Source organism: Streptomyces sp. NPDC048639, assembly GCF_043199075.1.
GTDB lineage: Bacteria > Actinomycetota > Actinomycetes > Streptomycetales > Streptomycetaceae > Streptomyces.
The window spans coordinates 472,609-493,961 of the sequence record NZ_JBICVP010000003.1 but is presented as its reverse complement, the minus strand read 5'-3'; the positions used below and the strand labels follow the sequence as shown (position 1 = coordinate 493,961).

Sequence of the window (21,353 nt, the reverse complement as noted above, 5' to 3'; positions counted from 1 at the left end):
GGAACGGATACATTTGCTGAACCCGCAGGTCGCGGGCGGGTGAGGGTACGGCTGTGATCAGTTGTGCGGACGCTTGAGACGGGCCACGAACTTGTACCGGTCGCCGCGGTAGACGGACCGCACCCACTCCACGGGCCGCCCCTCCGCATCGAGCGAGTGCCGCGACAGCATCAGCATCGGCAGCCCCACGTCCGTACCCAGCAGCCCCGCCTCGCGCGGTGTGGCCAGCGAGGTCTCGATGGTCTCCTCGGCCTCCGCGAGGCGCACGTCATAGACCTCGGCGAGCGCCGTGTAGAGCGAGGTGTACTTGACGAGGCTGCGGCGCAGGGCCGGGAAGCGCTTGGCCGACAGATGGGTGGTCTCGATGGCCATCGGCTCGCCGTTGGCGAGCCGCAGCCGCTCGATGCGCAGCACGCGCCCGCCCGGCGCGATGTCGAGCAGGCCCGCCAGACGGTCGTCGGCGGTGACGTAGCCGATGTCCAGCAGCTGGGAGGCCGGTTCGAGGCCCTGGGCCCTCATGTCCTCGGTGTAGGAGGTCAGTTGGAGCGCCTGGGAGACCTTGGGCTTGGCGACGAACGTGCCCTTGCCCTGGATCCGCTCCAGCCGTCCCTCGACCACGAGTTCCTGCAGCGCCTGGCGCACCGTGGTGCGCGAGGTGTCGAATTCGGCGGCGAGGGTCCGCTCCGGGGGGACGGGTGTGCCGGGCGGCAGCGTCTCGGTCATGTCGAGCAAGTGGCGCTTGAGCCGGTAGTACTTGGGCACGCGGGCGCTGCGTGTGGGCATGGCGCCGTTGGTGCCGTTGCTCTCGGCGTTCTCCCCGTCCGTCTCCATGGCCAGCCTTCCCGGGTGCTGTCCTGCTGCCGTCACCGGCTCCTCCGTCCTCAGCGGCTCACATCGTGGCACGACCCCGGCCTCAGGCGGCCATTCGGCTCAGGTGTCGGTCCGGTAACGGAGCCGACAGCGACTCTTATACACCCTTGACACCCCAAAAGGTCTAGGCCAAGCTGCCGAGCACTGGTCTAAACCATTAAAGACCACGTCCCCGAGCCACACACGGTGCGCGTCCGTAACGAGTCGATCTCGGCTCGGCGCACTGAAGGGGGTGGGGAGTCTGGCATCCCTTGAAGGAGGGTGGCGTGAGACGCAAGCTCATCGCGGCTGTCGGCGTCGCGGCATTGGTCACCGGCGTCGCGGCCTGCGGGTCGGGGGACTCCGGGGCGTCGAAGAACCCCAAGGAGCGCAGCGAGACGCTGACGGTCTGGCTGATGGTCGACGCGCAGAGCACCTGGCCCGAACTGGTCGAGGACGTCAACGAGCAGTTCAAGAAGAAGTACCCGAAGGTCACGGTCAAGGTGCAGTACCAGCAGTGGGCCGACAAGGCCAAGAAGCTGGACACCGCACTCGGCGGCGAGAAGTTCCCGGACGTGGTCGAACTCGGCAACACCGAGACCATGACGTACATCCTGAACGGGGCGCTCGCGGAGATCGACCCCGAGAAGTACGACAACTCCGACACCTGGATCCAGGGACTCAAGGACACCTGCGCCTTCGAGGGCAAGCAGTACTGCGTGCCGTACTACGCGGGTGCGCGCGTGGCCGTCTACAACACGGAGATGTTCAGGAAGGCCACCGGCTCGGACAAGCTCCCGCAGAGCGAGGACGCCCTGCTGAAGGCCGTCGACAAGGTCCGGGACGAGTACGGCACCAAGGACAGGCGCTTCTCCTCCCTCTATCTGCCCGGCCGTTACTGGTACGCCGCGATGTCCTACGTCGCCGCTTACGGCGGTCGCATCGCCGCGTACGACGAGGGCGCGAAGGAGTGGAAGGCCACGCTCTCCTCCCCCGAGGCCCAGCAGGGCATCGCCCACTTCATCGACCTCGTCAAGAAGTACAACAAGGGCGACGTGACCAAGGACGAGCAGGACCACGCCAATGTGATGGCGAACGAGAAGGCCGCCCTCCTCTACGGCAACGGCTGGGAGGCCGGCAGCGTCATCGACGGGAAGGCCAACGGCAACCCGAAGCTCAAGGACAAGATCAAAACGGCGGGCATGCCCGGGCCGGGCGGCAAGGCCCTGCCGTCCTTCATCGGCGGCTCCGACCTCGCCGTGGTCTCCAAGTCCAAGGTCCAGGACCTCGGCCAGGAGTGGATCTCCCTGTTCACCAGCGAGAAGTCGCAGGAGGTCCTGGCCTCCAAGGACATCCTCCCCAACAACACGCGCCAACTCGAGCCGCTGAAGCGGAAGGAGTCCACCGCGGCGATCGCGGGCGCGGTGCCGGACGCCTGGTTCACCCCGATCGCCCCCGGCTGGACGGCGATCGAGAAGGAGGAGGTCCTCGAGGTGATGCTGCTCGACATCCTCAAGGGCTCCTCGGTGGCCGACGCGACGAAGAAGGCCGACGAGAAGGTCAACGAGCTGATCAACAAGGGATCTTGAGCCGCTGTGCCGTGCCCCGCGGCAGGCGGGGGCCCGCTCTCCGGGCCTCCGCCCGCCCCCGCCCTTGCCGTGCAGAGACCGAACGGAAGGTCAGCCCCGTGACTGCCGCCGACACACGAGCCGCCGGACCTCCGCCCGGCGCGTCCCGGGCGCCCGTACCCCCGGGGCCCCGGCGACCCGGGAGCCGGAGGCCGTACGGGGGCCGGAAGCCGTACGGGAGTCCTCCCGGCGCGGGCGGGGGGACGCGCCGCGGCCGGCGGGCGGGCGCCGCGCTGCCGTATCTGCTGGTCGCCCCGGCGATCGTCGCGATCGGCGCGGTCTTCGCCTTCCCCCTCGTCAAGACCGTGATCATGTCCTTCCAGGACATGGGCCGACGGGAGCTGTGGACCGGGAATCCCCCGCCGTGGGTGGGGTTCGACCAGTTCACGCACATCCTCGGCGATGCCGAGTTCTGGACGGTCACCGGCCGCACGGTGCTCTTCATGGCCGTCTGCGTCGCCCTGACCATGGGGCTCGGGCTGCTGGGCGCCCTGCTGATGCAGCGCTTGTCGGCCTGGGTGCGGCTGCTGCTCACCGGCGCTCTCGTCGCCGCCTGGTCGATGCCGCTGCTGGTCGCGACCTCCGTCTTCCGGTGGCTGTCCGACTCCGACTACGGCCTGATCAACACGCTGATCGACGCGCTGCCCGGGGTCGAATTCCTCGGTCACAACTGGTTCCTCGACCCCTGGCAGGGATTCGCGATCATCGTGGCGCTGGTGGTCTGGGGCGCCCTCCCCTTCGTCGTGATCACGCTGTACGCCGCCCTCACCCAGGTCCCCGGCGAACTCGAGGAAGCGGCCCAGCTCGACGGAGCCGGCGCCTTCGGTGTCTTCCGATTCGTCACCTGGCCCGTCATCCGGCCCGTCTTCCAGATGGTCGCCACGCTCTCGGTGATCTGGGACTTCAACGTCTTCGGCCAGATCTTCCTGCTGCGCGGCAACAAGCCGGAGCCGGAGTACGAGACCCTCGGCCTCTACTCGTTCAGCAAGGCCTTCGAGTCCACCTCCTTCAGCCAGGGCACCGCGATCGCCCTGGTCACCGTCCTCCTGCTGTCCGGTGTCGCCGTCCACTACCTGCGCCAGCTCATGAAGACAGGAGAGGTCGAGTGACCGCCCCCGCGCCCGCTGCCCCCGCTCTCCGCGCCCCCGAGCCCCCTGCCCCGCAGATCCTGCGCCCGGACCGGAGGAAGCACCGGCCGGTCCACGACGTCCTCGGCCTCGCCGCCTTCCTCGTGATGGCCTTCCCCGTCTACTGGCTGCTGGTCAGCGCCCTCCGCCCCAACCACCAGATCCGCAGCTACGACCAGACGCTGTGGCCCTCCTCGTTCACCCTCGACAACTTCGCGCGGGCCGTGCGGCAGGAGAACTTCACCACCGCGATCCAGGCCAGCCTCATCATCTGCGTGACGGCGGTCGCCGGGGCCATGGTGATCGCCACGCTCGCCGCCTTCGCCATCGGCCGGTTCCGGTTCCGCGGCCGCAAGGCCCTGCTGATCGTGCTGATCATGGTCCAGATGCTGCCGCCCACGGCGATGCTCATCCCCATCTACATCCAGCTCAACGCGATGGGCGCGCTCAACGAGTACTGGGGCGTGATCATCGTCTATCTGGTCTCCACGCTGCCGTTCGCGGTCATCATGATCCGCGGCTTCGTCGTCAACATCCCGGTGGAGCTGGAGGAGGCCGCGATGGTCGACGGCTGCACCCGGATGGGAGCATTCCGGCGGGTGGTCTTCCCGCTGCTGGCCCCCGGTCTCGCCGCGGCGTCGATCTTCGCCCTGGTCAACGCCTGGAACGAGTACCTCTTCGCGTACGTCCTGATGAACGACAACGACAAGTACACACTCAACGTGTGGCTGATGACCTTCACCACCGAGCGCGGCACCGACTACGGCGCGCTCATGGCCGCCTCCGTACTCATCGCCCTCCCGGTGGTGATCTTCTTCATGATCATCCAGAAGAAGATGGCAGCGGGCCTCACCTCCGGCGCAGTGAAGGGATAACGGCACTCCATGACGACCCTCGCTCCAGGAACCAGCACCCTCACCCGTGACGCCCTCGCGGTCCTCCAGCCGGGCTTCACCGGCACGCGCGCCCCCGACTGGGTGCTGCGCCGGCTCGGCGAAGGACTCGCCGCGGTGGGCCTGTTCGGCCGGAACATCGCCTCTCCCGGCCAACTCGCCGAGCTCACGGCACAGTTGCGCGCCGAGCGCGGCGACGTTCTCGTCGCGATCGACGAGGAGGGCGGGGACGTCACCCGGCTGGAGGTCCGCAGCGGTTCCTCCTTCCCCGGGAACCTCGCCCTCGGCGCCGTCGACGACACCGCGCTGACCCGGTCCGTGGCCCGCGAGCTGGGCCGGCGGCTCGCCGAGTGCGGCGTCAACCTCGACTGGGCACCCTCCGCGGACGTCAACTCCAACCCGGACAACCCGGTCATCGGCGTCCGCTCCTTCGGCGCGGAGCCGGACCTCGTCGCCCGCCACACGGCCGCGTACATCGAAGGTCTCCAGTCCTCGGGCGTGGCCGCCTGCGCCAAGCACTTCCCCGGCCACGGCGATACCGACGTCGACTCCCACCACGACCTGCCGCGCGTCGCCGCGGATCTGCACACCCTGCGCGCCCGCGAACTCGTCCCCTTCCGCGCGGCCGTACGAGCCGGCGTCAAGGCCGTGATGAGCGCGCACATCCTGCTGCCCGCCCTCGACCCGGACCGGCCCGCCACCCTCAGCCCGGAGGTGCTGCACGGCCTGCTCCGCGCCCCCGCCCACGACGGCGGCCTCGGTTTCGACGGCCTGATCGTCACCGACGGCATGGAGATGCGTGCCATCTCGGCCACCTACGGCCTTGAGCGCGGCAGCGTGCTCGCCGTCGCGGCGGGCGCGGACGCCATCTGCGTCGGTGGCGGCCTCGCGGACGAGGACACCGTGCTGCGGCTGCGCGACGCCCTGGTGAGGGCCGTACGGGAAGGGCGGCTCGCCGAGGAGCGGCTCGCGGACGCCGCCGCCCGGGTACGCGCCCTCGCCGCGTGGACGGCCACGGCCGCCGCCGAATCGGGCGGTGCCGGAACGGCCGCCGCCCCAACGGCCGCCGGGGGAGCGGGCGCCGGGGGAGCGGCGGAGCCCGGGGTGGGCCTGGACGCCGCCCGCCGCGCCCTGCGCGTCACGGGCGCGGACGCGTACGAACCCGCCCGCGAGCCCGTGTTCGTCGCCGCGTTCACCCCGGTCGCGAACATCGCCGTCGGCGCCGAGACCCCCTGGGGCGTCGGGGCCGAGCTGGCGCGGATGCTGCCCGGCACCGGCACCGGCTCGTACGGCCGCCCCGGCACGGGTGACGAGGGGCCCGCCGCCGTGATCGCGCGTGTGCTGGCCGAGGCGGCGGACCGTAGGATCGTCGCTGTGGTCCGCGACGTCCACCGGCACCCCTGGATGGCCGGCGCACTGGCCTCCCTCGTCGCCGCCCGGCCGGACACGGTCGTGGTCGAGATGGGGGTTCCCCAGGCACCGCCGAGCGGAGCTCTGCACATCGCGACGCACGGCGCTGCTCGCGTCTGCGGCCGGGCCGCCGCGGAGGTCATCACCGGCAAGGGCGCCGGAAACTGACGCCCGCGGACTGCGACACGAACAGCCGACTGGAGGCACCCAGCATGTCCGCCACGACTCCGACCCAGCCGAGTTCCCAGCCGGGCCGGATCATGTCCGGCGAGATGGCCGAGCAGCCCGCGGTGCTGCAGCGGATCCTCGACGAGGGGGCGCCGAGGATCCGGGAGGTCGCGGAGCGGATCGCCGCCCGCAACCCGCGTTTCGTCCTGCTCACCGGGCGCGGCACCTCCGACAACGCGGCGCTCTACGCCAAGTACCTGCTGGAGGTGCTGCTCGGCAAGCCGTGCGGCCTGACGTCGATGTCCACCACGACCGCGTACGGCGCCACGCCGGATCTGACGGACGTTCTGGTCATCACGGTCAGCCAGTCCGGCGGTTCCCCGGACCTGGTGGCATCCACCGAGGCCGCCCGCGACGCCGGGGCGATCACCCTCGCGGTCACCAACAACGCCGGCTCGCCGCTGGCCGAGGTGTCCGAGTTCCACATCGACGTCCTTGCGGGCCCGGAGAAGGCGCTCCCGGCGACCAAGACCTACACCGCCGAACTCCTCGCCCTCTACCTGTTCGTGGAGGGGCTGCGCGGCGGCGACGGCTCGGCGGCCAAGGTCCTTCCCGAACTGGCGCGGCAGATCCTGGACCGCAAGGACGAGGTCAAGGCGCTGGCCGGCCGCTACCGGTTCGCCGAGCGCATGGTCCTCACCTCGCGCGGCTACGGCTACCCCACCGCGAAGGAAGCCGCGCTGAAGCTGATGGAGACCAGCTACATCCCGGCGCTCTCGTACTCCGGCGCGGACCTGCTGCACGGCCCGCTCGCCATGATCGACAACATCTCGCCGGTCATCGCCATCGTCACCGAGGGCAAGGGCGGCGAGGCCTTGCAGCCCGTACTGGACCGGCTCAGCAGCCGAGGTGCGGATCTGGTCGTCATCGGCAGCCGGGCGAAGGTCGACCAGGCGACCGCGGGCTTCGCGCTGCCGACGTCGGGGGTGGCGGAGGAGGTCCAGCCGATCCTGGAGATCCTGCCGCTGCAGATGCTGGCGTACGAGGTCACCATCGCGCGCGGGCAGGACCCGGACGCACCGCGGGCTCTCGCGAAGGTCACCGAGACGCGCTGACGGCACCGGCCTCTCGGCGGGACGGGCACCGGGGCCGCTGTGAGACGGAGCACCGGCCTCTCGGCGGGACCGGGGTCCCTCGGGCGCTGCGGGGCACCGGCCGTTCGGCGGTGCGGGGCACCGGCCCCGGAAACACCCGCGGGCCGCGGCGCCGGGACAGGACCCTCAACCTGTCCGGCACCGCAGCCCGGAGTTGACGCCGGCGGACCGGGCCGCGGGGTGTGCGGTTCCTCGCGGGCGGTCGTACCGGCAACGAGGCCACGGCGCAGTCAGGGCAGAGAGCACCGTGCCCTCCTGCCACCCTCCTGTGCGGGGAGGATGGACGTTTTACTGTTTCATTGTGGACTAGACCATTCTTGTCTGTCTATGAGTTGGCCCAGGATTCGCGGAGATTCGCACGACCGCAACACCGGTAGGCTCGCACACGTGCCCTCCATGAACGACCTTGTCCGCCAGCACACCGCGCTCACCGAGTCCGACCTCGAGTGGCTGCACCTGCTGGTATCGGAGTGGCAACTCCTCTCCGACCTCTCCTTCGCCGACCTGGTGCTGTGGGTGCCCACCCTGGACGGCACCCGCTATGTCTCCGTCGCGCAGATGCGGCCCAACACCGGCCCCACCTCCTACCAGGACGACATGGTGGGCCATCTCGTTCCCCGCGGCCGCCGCCCCATGCTGGACTCCGCGGTCGACGAGGGCCGGATCGTGCGCGAGGGCGACCCGGAGTGGCGCGAGGAGGTCCCCGTCCGCGTCGAGTCCATCCCCGTACGCCGGGAGAGCCGCGTCCTCGGGGTGATCGCGCGCAATACCAATCTGCTGACCGTGCGGACCCCCAGCCGGCTCGAACTCACCTATCTCCAGAGCGCGTCCGATCTCGCCCAGATGATCGCCGCAGGATCGTTCCCCTTCCCCGGACAGCAGGTCGACATGGACGCCTCGCCGCGTGTCGGCGACGGCCTGATCCGCCTGGACGCCGACGGCATCGTCCAGTACGCCAGCCCGAACGCCCTCTCCGCCTACCACCGGCTGGGTCTCGCGGCAGATCTCGTCGGCTGCCACCTGGGCCAGACCACCGCCGAACTCGCCCCCTCCCGCGGGCCGGTGGACGAGTCCCTGGTGAAGCTCGCCAGCGGCTGGGCGCCGCGCGAGACCGAGGTCGAGGGCAACGGCGGCGTCATCCAGCTCCGCGCCATCCCGCTCAAGCCCAAGGGCACCCGAATCGGCTCGCTCGTCCTGCTCCGCGACGTGACCGAACTGCGCCGCCGTGAGCGAGAGTTGATCACCAAGGACGCCACCATCCGGGAGATCCACCACCGGGTGAAGAACAACCTCCAGACCGTGGCGGCCCTGCTGCGCCTCCAGGCCCGGCGGATGGACTCGGACCAGGGGCGGGAGGCGCTGGAGGAGGCGGTGCGCCGGGTCGGCTCGATCGCCATCGTGCACGAGACGCTGTCCCAGAACCTGGACGAGCGCGTGGAGTTCGACGACATCGCGGACCGCGTGCTGGCCATGGTGGCGGAGATCTCACCGGGGCGGGTCGTCGGCCGCCGTACGGGCCGCTTCGGCATTCTCGACGCCGAAGTCGCCACACCGCTGTCGATGGTTCTCACCGAGATTCTGCAGAACGCCCTGGAACACGGCTTCGGGCCGGGGGAGTCCGGCACGGTGGAGGTGTCGGCCGTCCGCGGAGGGACACGCAGCGAGGCCAGGCTCCTGGTGACGGTGCAGGACGACGGGTGCGGGCTGCCGGAGGGCTTCGACCCGAAGCAGCAGGGCAATCTCGGCCTGCAGATCGTACGGACCCTGGTGGAGGGGGAGTTGGGCGGGACGTTCGACATGCTCCCCGCCCCGGGGCGCGGCACGCGCGTGGTCCTGGACGTCCCGGTCCGGGCGGAGAAGCACTGAACCGGAGCGATCCGGGCCCGACGGGGCCGAACCGGCCGGTTTCGGCGCGGACTTCGGCCTCGCGGGCCTCCGCCTTCCGCACCCCGGCCCTTCGCGAACCGCTGCCGATGTGTCATGACGCACAGCAAGAAGCCCCGGACCGATCGGTCCGGGGCTCAGTGCGTGCTGCGCGCTGCGACTCGGGGGGCGGGAGGTGCGCACACGCCGTACGCGCCGCCCTGGCACAGGGGCTTGGTGTCAGGCGCTGGCGTTGCGCGCCCGGTTGCGAGCGGCGCGGCGCTTCATCGCGCGGCGCTCGTCCTCGCTGAGGCCACCCCACACACCGGAGTCCTGGCCGGACTCCAGCGCCCACTGCAGGCACTGCTCCATCACGGGGCAGCGACGGCAGACGGCCTTGGCTTCCTCGATCTGCAGCAGCGCAGGACCGGTGTTGCCGATGGGGAAGAAGAGCTCGGGGTCTTCCTCGCGGCAAACGGCGCGGTGACGCCAGTCCATGGCTGCTCCATCTCCTTGTATTACCAGCTGATTGCTTGTGAATGTGAACGCTTTCACGAATCCCTTCACAACAGAAGGGGCCGTCGTCCAGTTACCTGGTGCGGTCCCAGGGGGAGTGAGGGGGATTCGGGCTCTCAAGGGGGCCGCCTTGCGGGGCCGTCCCGATCGCCATGAAGAGACTCGCAAACCTCGGCGGCGGATACAACCCCTTCTGGAAAGTTTTTTTTGATTCCTTGGTGTCGCCTCGGTCACAGCCGTACTTCCGAGGGGTGGAAGCTGGTCTAAACGTTCGAGTGGAAGGACTTTTGCCTCTTCCGCTCACACAATCACACGCAGTGCACGGCGTACGCCTGTGAACGTCACGCTCGTACGCAGTCCCAGGTGGTCACCGTCCATCTGAAAGGGCAGTGGAACCTGCGAATGCAAGGTGAAGTCCGTCAGATCGTGGAGCGAGACGGCGTGCTTGCCGCGGGGCCCGCGCTCGGGCGAGGACATGAGGAGCTGCGTGGCATATCGGGCCACCGCCGCGGTGGACAGCCGGCTGAGTCCGAGCACGTCGAGAGCGGTGTCGAAGGACGCGGCGGGCGCCGCGTACACCGGGCGATTGCCCAGATAAGTCCAGGGCGCGGTGTTGCAGACTATCGACAGCACGAGGTCGTGGACGGGATCCGCGCCTTCCCGTTCCAGGGTGATCGTCCCCTGGGTGCGATGGGGTTCACCGAGGAATTGCCGTAGGACTTGGCGTACATAAAGGGAATGGGTCGAACGGCGGCCGCGCTCGCGGTGCTGTTCGACGCGTCCCACAACTCCGGCGTCGAAACCGAATCCAGCGCAAAAGGTGAACCAGCGGGCAGGTACTCCGCCGTCGTTGGTGCCGGGAGTTCCGGACGCGAGGCCCAGACCCACGGTCCGCTCGGTGCGCCGGTGCAAGGCGTCCAGCAGAGCGCCGGTCGCCTCGATCGGGTCGTTCGGCACTCCGAGGGCGCGCGCGAACACATTGGTGGAGCCGCCCGGCACAACCGCGAGCCCCGGCAGTGCTTCGGGCGCGGGGCCGTGGTGCAGCAGCCCGTTGACGACCTCGTTGACGGTGCCGTCCCCGCCGAGCGCGACGACGAGTTCGGTCTCGCCGCCCTCGGCCGCCTGCCGCGCCAGGTCCCGGGCATGGCCCCGGTACTCCGTCATCGCGACGTCCAGCTTGAGGTCGCTCGCCAGCGCGTGGATGAGGACGTCTCGGGTGCGTCCACTGGTGGTGGTTGCCGCCGGATTGACCACGAGGAGCGCGCGCATGCGCAGCAGACTACCTACCCCGTGGTACGGGGCCCAGCCCGGGAAGGGATCGTATGCACCGCGGGCTACCCTGCTGGGGTGAGCAGCGAGCAGAAGCAGGCCCCCGACGACGCCCCTACCGGCCCGCGCCCGGCGCGGCTGACGGCCGCAGCAGCGCTGGCGGCGGTGGAGGGTGTGGCGCTCGCCGCGTTCGGCGCCTATCTGCTCCTCATGGGGCTCGTCGGCGACCCGGACAGCCCGCAGCAGGCGGAGATGGGCGGGATCACCCTGCTCGCGCTCGCCGTGCTGCCGCTGGCCGCGGCGCGCGGACTGCTGCTGCGGCGCCGCTGGAGCCGGGGGCCGGCGTTGATCGTCCAGATCATGGCCGTGCCGGTCGCGTGGACGCTGATCAGCACCGGCGGGGCGATGATCGCCGCGGGGGTCGCCCTCGCGGCGCTCGCCGTGGCCGTCCTGGTCCTGCTGGTGAACCCCACGGCGACCGAGGCGCTGGGGATCGCGCCCCGCGACGCCTGACCCCCGCTCCTCACCACGGCTCGTCACGGCCGGGCAGTGCCTGATCCCGATGCCCGGGACGGCGGCTGATGCCGATCGCCGGCCTCTCCGTGGGCGCGTATCCGGGGCGTACGCCGTGCGCGGGCGCCGTACGCCCGCGCACGGGGTTACTCCTCGACGAGGAGCCGGTCGCGGAGCTGGGCCAGTGTGCGGGCCAGCAGCCGCGAGACGTGCATCTGCGAGATGCCGACCTCGGCCGCGATCTGCGACTGGGTCATGTTTCCGAAGAAGCGCAACAGCAGGATCTTCTTTTCCCGCGGCGGCAGTTCCTCCAGGAGCGGCTTGAGCGACTCGCGGTACTCCACGCCCTCCAGGGCGTCGTCCTCGGCGCCCAGGGTGTCGGCGACGGCCGGTGATTCGTCGTCCGTGTCCGGCACGTCCAGCGACAGCGTGCTGTAGGCGTTGGCGGACTCCAGGCCCTCCAGCACCTCCTCCTCCGAGATGCCGAGGTGCTCGGCCAGCTCGTGGACCGTCGGCGAGCGCCCGTGGCGCTGCGACAGCTCGGCCGTCGCGGTTGTCAGCGAGAGCCGCAGCTCCTGCAGACGGCGCGGCACCCGGACCGCCCAGCCCTTGTCGCGGAAGTGCCGCTTGATCTCGCCGACGACGGTCGGGGTCGCGTACGTGGAGAACTCCACGCCCCGGTCCGGGTCGAACCGGTCCACCGACTTGATCAGACCGATCGTGGCGACCTGGGTCAGGTCGTCCAGCGGTTCCCCGCGATTGCGGAACCGGCGGGCCAGATGCTCGACCAGCGGGAGATGCATCCGTACGAGGTGGTTGCGCAGCTCGGCGCGCTCGGGAGAGCCGTCGGGCAGCTCGCGCAGTTCGAAGAACATGGCGCGGGCACCGCTGCGGTCGTGCGGGTCCGGGAGCTGGCCGTGCTCGTGCTCGTAGGCATGCTCCGGCTCCGGCCGGCGGTGCTCGTGCTCCCGTTGCTGGCCGGGCTCGCGCCGGTGCTGGTCCGGCTGCTGCTCGCGCTGGTGCTGGTCCATGTGGTCCGCCCGCTCTGCCTGCGGCTGCTCGGGAATGGCCGTGCCCGGCACCACCCGCGAGACATGCCTCTCGTCATGCATCGGCCTGCCCGTCCCGTCCCTCACGGCTGTCCGGGACCCGCGCCGCGCTTCTTGTGCAGGCTGATGCTGACGGTCCGGTCCTCGGCGACCGTCGACTCCACCTCACCGGCCAGTGCGGAGAGCACCGTCCAGGCGAACGTGTCGCGCTCCGGCGCTCTGCCGTCCGTGGTCGGTGCCGACACGGTGACCCTCAGCGCGTCGCCCACCAGGCGGAAGACGCAGCTCAGCACCGATCCTGGAACGGCTTGCTGGAGCAGGATCGCGCACGCCTCGTCGACAGCGATGCGAAGATCCTCGATTTCGTCGAGGGTGAAGTCCAAGCGCGCTGCAAGCCCGGCCGTGGCCGTACGCAGCACCGAAAGGTAGGCACCCGCAGCCGGCAGCCGGACTTCTACGAAGTCCTGGGTCCCGGGCTCGCCTGCGATCTGGGACACCCTCACCTCCAAGGTGGCACAAGCTCGTTGAGCTGGTATGAACGCCGTCCCGCGCCCCGCTCGGAAGCGGAAGCGGGCCGACGCGGCACATGGTTCGGCTGCGACGCTATCGCGATCCGCGGGTCAAGGTCTCACGGACCGAGGAGCGTCACTCATTGTAAGTCTGCGGGTACGGACAGTGGCTAGAGGGACGGCAGGCTCAATTCAAAGAGATCCGACTCCGGTTGGAGCGGCGTGGGATCAGATGATCGTCTGGTCCAGAAAACACCATCGCCAGCTCTCGCCCGGCTCGTAGGAGCGCATCACCGGGTGTCCCGTGTCCTCGAAGTGCCGCGTCGCGTGCCGCGACGGCGACGAGTCACAGCATCCCACGTGACCGCACTGCAGACACAGGCGCAGTTGTACGTAGTCGCTGCCGTCCGCCCGGCAGGCCAGGCAGGTCTCGCCGGCCGCCGAGGGCTCGGGGCGGGGGAGTCCGGGAACATGGGGGCACTCGCTCATGATTGCCAAGGTTAAGACCTCCGCGCGCGGAACGCGGAGGCCCGGCCTGGCGCACGGCGACGGGCAGTGACGGACGAGACGGAACGGGTATTGATGGACGCAACTCCGCTTCTGCTGCTGGTCGCCGTGAGCGCGGCCGTCGCGGGCGCCGCACGCCGCACCCCCGTGCCGCCACCGCTGGTGCTGGTCGCCGTCGGCCTCGCCGTGAGCTTCGTCCCCGGAGTGCCGGACTACACGCTCGATCCGGAGATCGTGCTGCCGTTGGTGCTGCCCCCGCTGCTCCATGTGGCGGCGCTCGACAGCTCGTATCTCGATCTGCGCGCCCAGGTGCGGCACGTGCTGCTGCTCTCCGTGGGGTACGTGCTGTTCTCGACGGCGGTCATCGGCTGGGTCGTCTACACCATGGTGCCCGGGGTGTCACTGACGGCCGCCCTCGTGCTGGGCGCGATCGTCGCCCCGCCGGACGCCGTGGCTGCCACCGCCGTCGCCCGCAGGATCGGGCTCCCGGCCAAGATCACGACGATCCTCAAGGGCGAGTCGCTCTTCAACGACGCGACCTCCATCACCGCGTACAAGGTCGCACTCGCCGCGGCCGTCGGCGAAGGGGCCACCTGGGCGGGCGGACTGACCGAGTTCGCGCTCGCGGCCGTCGGCGGCGTGGGCGTCGGCCTGGTGCTCATGGGGCCGCTGCAGTGGTTGCGGACGCGGCTGCGCGACGCGCTGCTGCTCAACACGGTGTCGCTGCTCATCCCGTTCGTGGCGTACGCGGTCGCGGAAGAAGTGCATGCCTCGGGCGTTCTCGCGGTCGTGGTGGTCGGTCTCTACCTCGGGCACCGTTCCTGGCAGGTCGACTTCGCGACCCGTCTCCAGGAGGCGGCGGTGTGGCGGATGGTCGCCTTCCTGCTGGAGTCGTCGGTCTTCGCGCTCATCGGGCTGCAGCTCCGGGTGGTGGTCAGCGACCTCGGCGCCTACGAGCCGGGGGAGATGGCGATCTACGCGGCCGTGGTGTTCCTCGCCATCGTCGCCGGGCGCTTCGTATGGGTCTACGCGACGGCCTATCTGCGCGGCCTGCGCGATCCGGACGGGCCCCCGCCGTGGAGGTACCCCTTCGTGGTGTCCTGGACGGGCATGCGGGGCGTGGTTTCGCTCGCGATCGCCTTCGCGATCCCGGTGACGGTCGACGGGGATCCCTTCCCCGGCCGGAACCTGCTGCTGTTCCTCACGTTCACGACCGTGATCGGGACGCTGGTGGTGCAGGGGCTCACCCTTACGCCGCTGATCCGGGTCCTGGGGCTGCCGGGGCGCGACAGTTACCGGGAGACGCTGTCCGAGGCGCAGGCGCAGAACGCGGCGTCGCGCGCCGCCGAGCAGCGGCTCGAGGACCTCCTCGCCGATCCGCGCAATGCGCTGCCGCAGCCGCTGGTGGACCGGCTGCGCTCGGTGCTGGAGCGGCGCAGGAACGCGGTCTGGGAGCGGCTGGGCACGGTCAACGAGGCGACGGGGGAGTCGGCGGACGAGACGTACCGGCGGCTGGCGCGGGAGGTCATCGCCGCCGAGCGCGACTCCCTCGTACGGCAGCGGGACGAGCGGCGGATCGACGACGAGATGCTGCGGACGCTGCTGCGCAGACTGGACCTCGAGGAGGCGGCGGCGCTCTACCAGGAGGACGCAACGCAGTGAGGCGGGCTCCGGCGCCCAGGGGGGGGGCGGAACCGGGTTCCTGGGGCGGACGTTGCGGTCCGGGGTCCTCAGGGGGCCACGCGGGTCCTCAGGGCGTTCCTGCGGGGCTTGGGGCTGGGGCCGTGGCCACGGGCGGTGAGGACGGGGGGCCCGTGACGACCGCGGCGACGCTGGTGCCGGGTGTGAACGCGCCTTCCCCGGCAAGCGTGGTGAGGCCGAGAAGCATCTTGGCGACGTAGAGGCGCTCGACGGGCACGCCGTGCCGGGCCTCGAAGTCCTCGGCGAATGCGAGGAGTTCCGGGTTCGTACGGCCGTAGCCACCGCAGTGGAAGCGCTCGTCGAGCCGCCAGCGGCCGGTACGGGCGCCGAACGCCTCGCCCTGGAGCCGCTCCGTCTCCCGCTCCAGGAAGTTCCCCCGGAGGACCGGGAAGCCGAGTGCCGTCTGTGTGGCGTCGACTCCCGCGGCCAGACCTGCCAGCGTGCCGCCCGTGCCGCAGGCGACGGCCACCGTCCCGGCGGCACCGCGCAGCTCGCGCCCGAGGCGGACGCAGCCGCGCGCTGCCAGGGCGTTGCTGCCGCCCTCGGGTATCAGGAAGACGTCCCCGAACCGCTCGCGCAGACCGTCCAGCACCTCGGGCTCCGTCTTGCGGCGGTAGGTGGCGCGGTCGATGAAGATCAGGCGCATGCCGTCCGCGGCGCAGCGGGAGAGGGACGGGTTGAGCGGGCGGTCGGCGAGTTCCGCGCCGCGTACGACCCCGATAGTGGAGAGGCCGAGCAGCCGTCCCGCGGCCGCGGTGGCGCGCAGGTGGTTGGAGTAGGCCCCGCCGAAGGTGAGCAGCGCGGTGCGGCCCTGCTCGGCGGCGGCGCGCAGATTCGGCACCAGTTTGCGCCACTTGTTGCCCGGGAGCAGTGGGTGGATGAGGTCGTCCCGCTTGAGGAGGAGCCGGACGCCGGCCCGGGCGAACCGCTCGTCCTCGATCTCCTGCAGCGGTGACGGCAGCCGCGCGTCGAGCGCCTCCGGGCCGGGCGCGTCGAGCGCCTCGGGGCCGGGGGCGGCAGCCGGTGCGGGTTCGCTTGCGGAAGCGCTCACCGGGCCATTGTCACGTGCTGCGGAAGGCACCGTCACGGCACGTGGGTCATGCGCGCACATGCGGCACCGGGGGCACCGTACGAGGGTCGGGGTGGCGTGCCCGTACGGCATGGGTGCGCCGTACGGGCACGCGCGACTTCGGCGGATGCCGTGGCACGTCGGGCCGGCGTGCCCACGTCGTGAGACGCCTTGGGCGCGGTCGGCGCCGGGATGACGCGGCCGCGTGCCGGTGGTCGTCCGCTAGCCGCGCAGGAAGCCGTCTCCGTGGGTGGAGGCGTGGCTCTCCACGGCCTCCATGGCGCGCTGCGTCTCCTCGGGGGTGCCCTTGCCGTGCTGCTGCTCGTAGTACGCGGAGCCCAGCTTCTTCAGCAGGTCGCCTCCGGCCCGCTGGGCCTGCACGTCGTCGAGCTTCTGTTTGCCCTGCTCGAGCCCGCGCTGCGCCTGCTCCTTGGCGCGGTCCAGGAACCCTGCCATGACTGCCTCCTGCTCATTGGTACGGCCGGGGCGGAGGCGGCTGGCCCCCGTCCCTCGGTCCGGACAACGGCTGCGTCGCCGTCCGGGTTCCCCAGGGTAGGACCGGTATGCAGAGATTCATGGGCTTTGGCGTGGTTGCGGCGCATCGGGGTACGGCGCCGTGCCGGTCTCCTCCGATCTCCTCCGAGGGTGTGCGGGGGTAGCGAGCGGACGGCACGGCGGGCCGGTGCGGACGGGCCGGTGCGGACGGACCGGCGAGCGGAAGCGGAAGCACCGATGGGTCGGAAGCGGCGGCGGGAACTCCGGATCACGGCTCTCCCCGGACCGGGGCCGTCTATTCCCACTCATTTGTGTAATGGCCCGCCGAGGAGCCCGCCTGTCACGATGAACCGGCAGGTGAGAAGCCTGCGTTGGGAATGGGGGAGGCGGGGACATGAACACCTTCACACAGCGCCGGGAGCGCTCCGAGGCCGCGGATCTGCTCGCGCGGTCGCGCAAGGAGGTCGAACCGGAACTGCGGGCGGCGGTGGAGTCGCTGCCCGCCGCGATGCGGCGCGTGACCGCCTACCACCTGGGCTGGCAGGACCCGGACGGCGTGCCGCTCACGGCCAATGCGGGCAAGGCGATCAGGCCGGCGCTGGTCCTGGCGGCGACGGAGGCGCTGGGCGGGCGGCCCCAGGATGCGCTGCGGGCCGCGGCCGCGGTGGAACTGGTCCACAACTTCACGCTTCTCCACGACGACGTCATCGACCGCGACCACACGCGCCGCCACCGGCCCACCGCCTGGACGGTGTTCGGGGCGGCCGACGCGATCCTCGCGGGGGACGCGCTGCAGTCGCTGGCGCTGCGGGTCCTCGCCGAGGATCCGCATCCCGCGGGTGCCGCCGCGGCCGCCCGGCTCGCGGCCTGTGTCATCGAGCTCTGCGAGGGCCAGCACTCCGACTGTGCCTTGGAGAACCGCTCGGATGTGACGCTGGAGGAGAGCCTGGCCATGGCGGAGGCCAAGACGGGCGCCCTGCTCGGCTGCGCGTGTGCCCTCGGCGCGCTGTACGCGGGAGCGGACGGAGCGGCCGCCGACGCGATGGACCGCTTCGGCAGGCAGGCCGGGCTCGCCTTCCAGCTCATCGACGATCTGATCGGGATCTGGGGCGATCCGGCGACCACGGGCAAACCCGCCGGTGCCGATCTCTCGGCCCGCAAGAAGTCCCTGCCCGTGGTCGCGGCGTTGACGTCCGGCAGGCCCGGTGCGGCCGAACTCGCCCGCATATACGCGGGGGAGGGGCCGATGGACGGTGTCGAGCTGCAACGTGCGGCGGAGGCGGTCGAGCGCGCGGGCGGGAGGGACTGGGCCCAGAGCGAGGCTTGCGTACGGATGGCGGGCGCCATGGACGACTTGGCGCTGGCCGTGCCGGATCTCGCCCGGGCCGAGGATCTGCTGACGCTCGCGGAGTTCGTCACGCGCCGGAGCTGCTGAGCGCGGCGGATCCGGGAGCCCATCATCAGAGCCCTCCTTGCGGGAGAGAGCGGATCCGGGAGGCCCGCATCCGGAGGGAACTGCGCCCGGGCGTGCTCAGGAGCCCTCTCCGTCCGCGATGAGCGGACCCCGGAAATCCGCCCACGATGAGCGGACCCGGAAAGGAGCCGGTTTTCCCCGGAAGGAGGGGCTCCGCAGAGGGAGAAGGCTTCCCGGAGGTAGGGGATCCCGGAGGTAGGGGATCCCGGAGGGGGCGACTCCCCCGGGAGATGAGGAAGGAGGGTGCGGACGTCGAAGGCCGGGAGGTCAAGGCCCGGAAGGTCAAGACCGGGACGTCAAGGACCGGAGGCGGGGCGATAGTTGTCCCGGGAGGTGATGTCAGTCGCCGCCCCCGCCTCCACCACCTCCTCCGCCGTCGCTGCCCCCGCCTCCGCCACCGTCGCTTCCGCCTCCTCCGCCGTCCCCGCCTCCGCTGCCGCCGGAGTCCCACTCCCCGCCTCCGCCCGGGCTGTTGTCGTACGCGCCGGAGCCCAGGTCGCTGTACCAGGGGTCCGACCACACCGACTCGCCTCGGGAGGGGAGAGGGCGGCTGCGGAAGCGCACGGCGCCCGTGCCGTCGCCGAGGCCGAAGGCCGCCGCGACGGCGTGTGCCATGACGGCATCGAGGGGGTCCGCCCCTTGATGCCATACGTCGGCGAGCGGTTGCAGGAGCATGCCCCGGCCCGCGCCGGGCCGGGGGCGGGCGAGGAGCGCGACGGGGTGACCGTTGCACATGAGGCGGGACGCGCGGGCACCTTCGCGTCTCAACTCCCAGTACCGGTACGGGATCCCCACGGTGACGGCACACCGCGACCTTCTCCGTTCCGCCGTCACGACGAGAGCTGCCCGCACCTCGCCGACCGTAAGGACCAGGCCCCGGTCCGGGATCCGGCGGTCGGGCGAGACACCGTACGGTGCCCGGACACGTACGACGGGGGCGGACGCGGACCAGACGTCGACCCGCGCCGTGCGGCGGTCGACGGCCACGGCGATGGTGCCCGCGGCTCCCGGTCCCGGGGCGATGCGGCGGGCGATCCACAGAGGCACGCCCTCCGCCCGTGCCACCTCGGCCAGCGCCGCCACGGCTCCCGGACCGCCGACCCGGCGGACCGCCAACTCGCCGAGGACATAAGCGAATTCGGCCGCCCGGCGCACCCTGACGGGATGCGTCGACCCGGTGATGCGTGTGATCGGCACGATCCCGGTGCCCGACCCCAGTGCGGTGAGTGCGCGCAGCGCGCCCCCGCCGCCCAGCCACTGCCTACTCAGATACGCCTCGGCCATGGCGGCCAGGTTCAGCTCGGACAACGGCGTGTACCGGCTGCCGATCCGTAGTCGGTCCTCGGTCAGCTCCACCGTCCGGGCCAGCGGATTCCAGGACTCTTCCGCGTACAGGACCCCGTGCATACGACCCGCCCCCCGATGTTGTGGTGCTCCGTCTCATGGCGGCCGGCGAGCGCCGGTGCGGCGCCGGACGCGCCACCGGCGCGAAGGCCGTTGTTCCGCCGCCCTGTCCGACTCCGCAGGCCCGGGCCCTCGCCGGCCTCTGCTGATCCTTCGCCCCGACCGCCCCGACCGCCCCGACCGCCCCGACCGCCGCGACCGCCGCGACGACTGCGACGACCGCGACGGGCTCGACCGGCCGCAACCGGTGGCGATTGCCGTGCGTTCAGGGTGCCACGTCGGGGCCCGGACGTCGGGTCTGCGTGACCCGCCACAAACGCCGCGGCAGCGTGCCCTCCTCGAAGGGGTGCACCTCGCGCAGGTCCCACCCCTGCGCAAGGGAGTCGACCAGCTCGCGGTCGAAGAAGTGGACGGCGAAGCCGTCGTGTTCGTGCACGGAGTCGCCGTGCGACGTGCCCTTCCCGTAGTGCGCGTCGCCGGTGTGCCGGACCGTGTAGACGAGAACGCCCCCGGGCCGCAGGACGCGCGCGATCTCGTCCACGAGGGCGCGGATCTCCTCGGTCGACAGCGCCATGGACAGCAGCATGTGCGCATGGACCGCGTCCACGGAGGTGTCGGGGAACGGCAGCGGCCGCCGTACGTCGTGTTCGACGGTCTCCACGCGCTCGGCCAGGCCCTCCGCCTCCGCGTGCTCGCGCAGCCGCTCGAGCGCGGCGGCGCTGAAGTCGGCCGCGGTGACGTCGAATCCGGCCCGGGCCAGATACAGGGCGTCGCGCCCGTGCCCGGCGCCCAGCTCCAGGACCGTACGGGCCCCGGCCTTGCGGAAGGTGATGGCGGCGTGGACGGCCGGCTCGGAGGGCTGCGGACCGTACGGATCCGGCTCGGTCCGGTAGGTCTCCTGCCAGTGCCGGTGCTGTTCCGAGGCGAGTTCGGTCCCCGGGCCGTGCGAGCGGAAGGCGAGGCCGGGGTAGGTGACGACCAGTCCGTCGGGGTCGAGTTCCAGGTCGGCGGTGAAGTCCTCCGAGGTGAACCGCACTCGCGCGCCGTGGTCCGTGGTCTCCAGATGCGTGTACGTCTGGGGCGATGGCGTCACGGTCAGGTCGGGGACCGAGACCCAGGCCATCAGGAAGTCGTGCTCCCCGGGGCGGGTGTGCAGCCCGTGCCGCAGTACGGGCATGGCGTTGGTCAGCGGGGACAGCCCGAGGTCGCAGTCCTCGGCCCCCGTCACATCGGGCAGTGGGCTCCCGTTCGCGGTCCACCGGCCGTCCTCCTCCCGCCGCAGGTCCAGGCTGCGGGAATCGCCGGACGCCGTGTCGGCGGAGACGAACAGACGACGCGTCACGTAGTCCCCGCCGGTCTCCAGCTCGTACGTCATCCAGTACGGCTCCGGCACGGTGCCGACGACCCGGCCGCGGGCCCGCAGGACCGTGCCCGAGACCTCGGTCCACGCCGTCTCGAACCCACCGCTCCCGGTGACACGCCAGGTCACCCCTTGCGGCCGACCGGCCATCGTTCGCCCTCCCTCGCAGTCCCGGCGGCGCCTGCACGAAGCGCCCACGTCCACAGGACCGATGCTCTCACCGGGAGGGGCCGAAAGCGTGGGGATGCGGCAGCGGAAAGTGCTGGTTGGGTACGTTCTGCGCGAGCAGGTCCGGAGTTTCGGGAAACTCTGCCGCCGGATGTCGAGGACGGGTCCCCGGCTCCGACGTCCCCTGCGGAAGGCGTCCCGGGAGGGCGCGGCCACGGACGAGGGTT

19 protein-coding genes are annotated in these 21,353 nt (G+C 71.2%); 9 read left to right on the top strand and 10 right to left on the bottom strand.

From position 1 onward, the window contains the following. Positions 1 to 57: 57 nt before the first annotated feature. Entirely contained in the window at positions 58 to 831 is a 774-nt protein-coding gene (locus ACGFNH_RS10470; protein WP_393652925.1) for a GntR family transcriptional regulator, read from the bottom strand. A gap of 305 nt (positions 832 to 1,136) precedes the next feature. Between ACGFNH_RS10470 and ACGFNH_RS10465 the strand changes: the two genes are divergently transcribed. From ACGFNH_RS10465 to ACGFNH_RS10440, 6 genes are all read left to right on the top strand, one after another. Next, positions 1,137 to 2,438, top strand: a complete 1,302-nt coding sequence (locus tag ACGFNH_RS10465) for a sugar ABC transporter substrate-binding protein (RefSeq protein WP_393652640.1) — start codon at positions 1,137 to 1,139, stop codon at positions 2,436 to 2,438. 98 nt (positions 2,439 to 2,536) lie between these two features. After that, complete coding sequence (locus ACGFNH_RS10460; RefSeq protein WP_393652639.1) at positions 2,537 to 3,586, top strand: carbohydrate ABC transporter permease; 1,050 nt, start codon at positions 2,537 to 2,539, stop codon at positions 3,584 to 3,586. Next, complete coding sequence (locus ACGFNH_RS10455) at positions 3,583 to 4,479, top strand: carbohydrate ABC transporter permease (protein ID WP_393652638.1); 897 nt, start codon at positions 3,583 to 3,585, stop codon at positions 4,477 to 4,479. The genes ACGFNH_RS10460 and ACGFNH_RS10455 overlap by 4 nt, the downstream gene beginning before the upstream one ends. A 9-nt stretch (positions 4,480 to 4,488) precedes the next feature. Beyond that, entirely contained in the window at positions 4,489 to 6,075 is a 1,587-nt protein-coding gene (locus tag ACGFNH_RS10450; protein WP_393652637.1) for a glycoside hydrolase family 3 protein, read from the top strand. Between the two features lie 44 nt (positions 6,076 to 6,119). Then, positions 6,120 to 7,190, top strand: coding sequence for an SIS domain-containing protein (locus tag ACGFNH_RS10445; protein WP_393652636.1), 1,071 nt, complete (start codon positions 6,120 to 6,122; stop codon positions 7,188 to 7,190). Positions 7,191 to 7,625: 435 nt separating this feature from the next. Continuing rightward, positions 7,626 to 9,095: a sensor histidine kinase gene (locus tag ACGFNH_RS10440; RefSeq protein ID WP_393652924.1), complete on the top strand. Its 1,470-nt coding sequence runs from the start codon at positions 7,626 to 7,628 to the stop codon at positions 9,093 to 9,095. Positions 9,096 to 9,332: 237 nt separating this feature from the next. On the opposite strand, the gene ACGFNH_RS10435 is transcribed toward ACGFNH_RS10440, so the two are convergent. Both ACGFNH_RS10435 and ACGFNH_RS10430 read right to left on the bottom strand, forming a co-directional pair. Continuing rightward, a complete protein-coding gene (locus ACGFNH_RS10435) occupies positions 9,333 to 9,590 on the bottom strand; it encodes a WhiB family transcriptional regulator (protein WP_003983230.1) in 258 nt (85 codons plus the stop codon). A gap of 318 nt (positions 9,591 to 9,908) precedes the next feature. Continuing rightward, positions 9,909 to 10,877 carry a diacylglycerol/lipid kinase family protein gene (locus ACGFNH_RS10430; protein ID WP_393652635.1) on the bottom strand — a complete coding sequence of 323 codons (969 nt, stop codon included), beginning with the start codon at positions 10,875 to 10,877 and terminating at the stop codon, positions 9,909 to 9,911. Positions 10,878 to 10,955: 78 nt separating this feature from the next. Between ACGFNH_RS10430 and ACGFNH_RS10425 the strand changes: the two genes are divergently transcribed. Continuing rightward, on the top strand, positions 10,956 to 11,390 hold the full coding sequence (locus ACGFNH_RS10425; protein ID WP_393652634.1) for a hypothetical protein: 435 nt from the start codon (positions 10,956 to 10,958) through the stop codon (positions 11,388 to 11,390). A gap of 146 nt (positions 11,391 to 11,536) precedes the next feature. On the opposite strand, the gene ACGFNH_RS10420 is transcribed toward ACGFNH_RS10425, so the two are convergent. The 3 genes from ACGFNH_RS10420 to ACGFNH_RS10410 form a co-directional block, all read right to left on the bottom strand. Then, on the bottom strand, positions 11,537 to 12,421 hold the full coding sequence (locus tag ACGFNH_RS10420) for an RNA polymerase sigma factor SigF (RefSeq protein WP_393652923.1): 885 nt from the start codon (positions 12,419 to 12,421) through the stop codon (positions 11,537 to 11,539). A gap of 101 nt (positions 12,422 to 12,522) precedes the next feature. After that, positions 12,523 to 12,936 carry an anti-sigma regulatory factor gene (locus ACGFNH_RS10415; protein ID WP_360846160.1) on the bottom strand — a complete coding sequence of 138 codons (414 nt, stop codon included), beginning with the start codon at positions 12,934 to 12,936 and terminating at the stop codon, positions 12,523 to 12,525. 240 nt (positions 12,937 to 13,176) lie between these two features. Beyond that, entirely contained in the window at positions 13,177 to 13,437 is a 261-nt protein-coding gene (locus ACGFNH_RS10410) for a UBP-type zinc finger domain-containing protein (protein ID WP_393652633.1), read from the bottom strand. Between the two features lie 93 nt (positions 13,438 to 13,530). Between ACGFNH_RS10410 and ACGFNH_RS10405 the strand changes: the two genes are divergently transcribed. After that, positions 13,531 to 15,117, top strand: a complete 1,587-nt coding sequence (locus tag ACGFNH_RS10405) for a Na+/H+ antiporter (protein ID WP_393652632.1) — start codon at positions 13,531 to 13,533, stop codon at positions 15,115 to 15,117. Positions 15,118 to 15,205: 88 nt separating this feature from the next. Here ACGFNH_RS10405 and ACGFNH_RS10400 read toward each other — a convergent pair whose 3' ends face one another. Together ACGFNH_RS10400 and ACGFNH_RS10395 are read right to left on the bottom strand one after the other, a co-directional pair. Further along, positions 15,206 to 16,207, bottom strand: coding sequence for a 1-aminocyclopropane-1-carboxylate deaminase/D-cysteine desulfhydrase (locus ACGFNH_RS10400; protein WP_393652631.1), 1,002 nt, complete (start codon positions 16,205 to 16,207; stop codon positions 15,206 to 15,208). 240 nt (positions 16,208 to 16,447) lie between these two features. After that, a complete protein-coding gene (locus ACGFNH_RS10395) occupies positions 16,448 to 16,681 on the bottom strand; it encodes a hypothetical protein (protein WP_393652630.1) in 234 nt (77 codons plus the stop codon). 433 nt (positions 16,682 to 17,114) lie between these two features. Between ACGFNH_RS10395 and ACGFNH_RS10390 the strand changes: the two genes are divergently transcribed. Next, positions 17,115 to 18,155 carry a family 2 encapsulin nanocompartment cargo protein polyprenyl transferase gene (locus tag ACGFNH_RS10390; RefSeq protein WP_393652629.1) on the top strand — a complete coding sequence of 347 codons (1,041 nt, stop codon included), beginning with the start codon at positions 17,115 to 17,117 and terminating at the stop codon, positions 18,153 to 18,155. A 378-nt stretch (positions 18,156 to 18,533) separates the two neighbouring features. On the opposite strand, the gene ACGFNH_RS10385 is transcribed toward ACGFNH_RS10390, so the two are convergent. Both ACGFNH_RS10385 and ACGFNH_RS10380 read right to left on the bottom strand, forming a co-directional pair. Continuing rightward, a complete protein-coding gene (locus ACGFNH_RS10385) occupies positions 18,534 to 19,601 on the bottom strand; it encodes a hypothetical protein (protein ID WP_393652628.1) in 1,068 nt (355 codons plus the stop codon). A 262-nt stretch (positions 19,602 to 19,863) separates the two neighbouring features. Beyond that, positions 19,864 to 21,108: a putative glycolipid-binding domain-containing protein gene (locus tag ACGFNH_RS10380; protein ID WP_393652627.1), complete on the bottom strand. Its 1,245-nt coding sequence runs from the start codon at positions 21,106 to 21,108 to the stop codon at positions 19,864 to 19,866. Positions 21,109 to 21,353 lie beyond the last annotated feature (245 nt).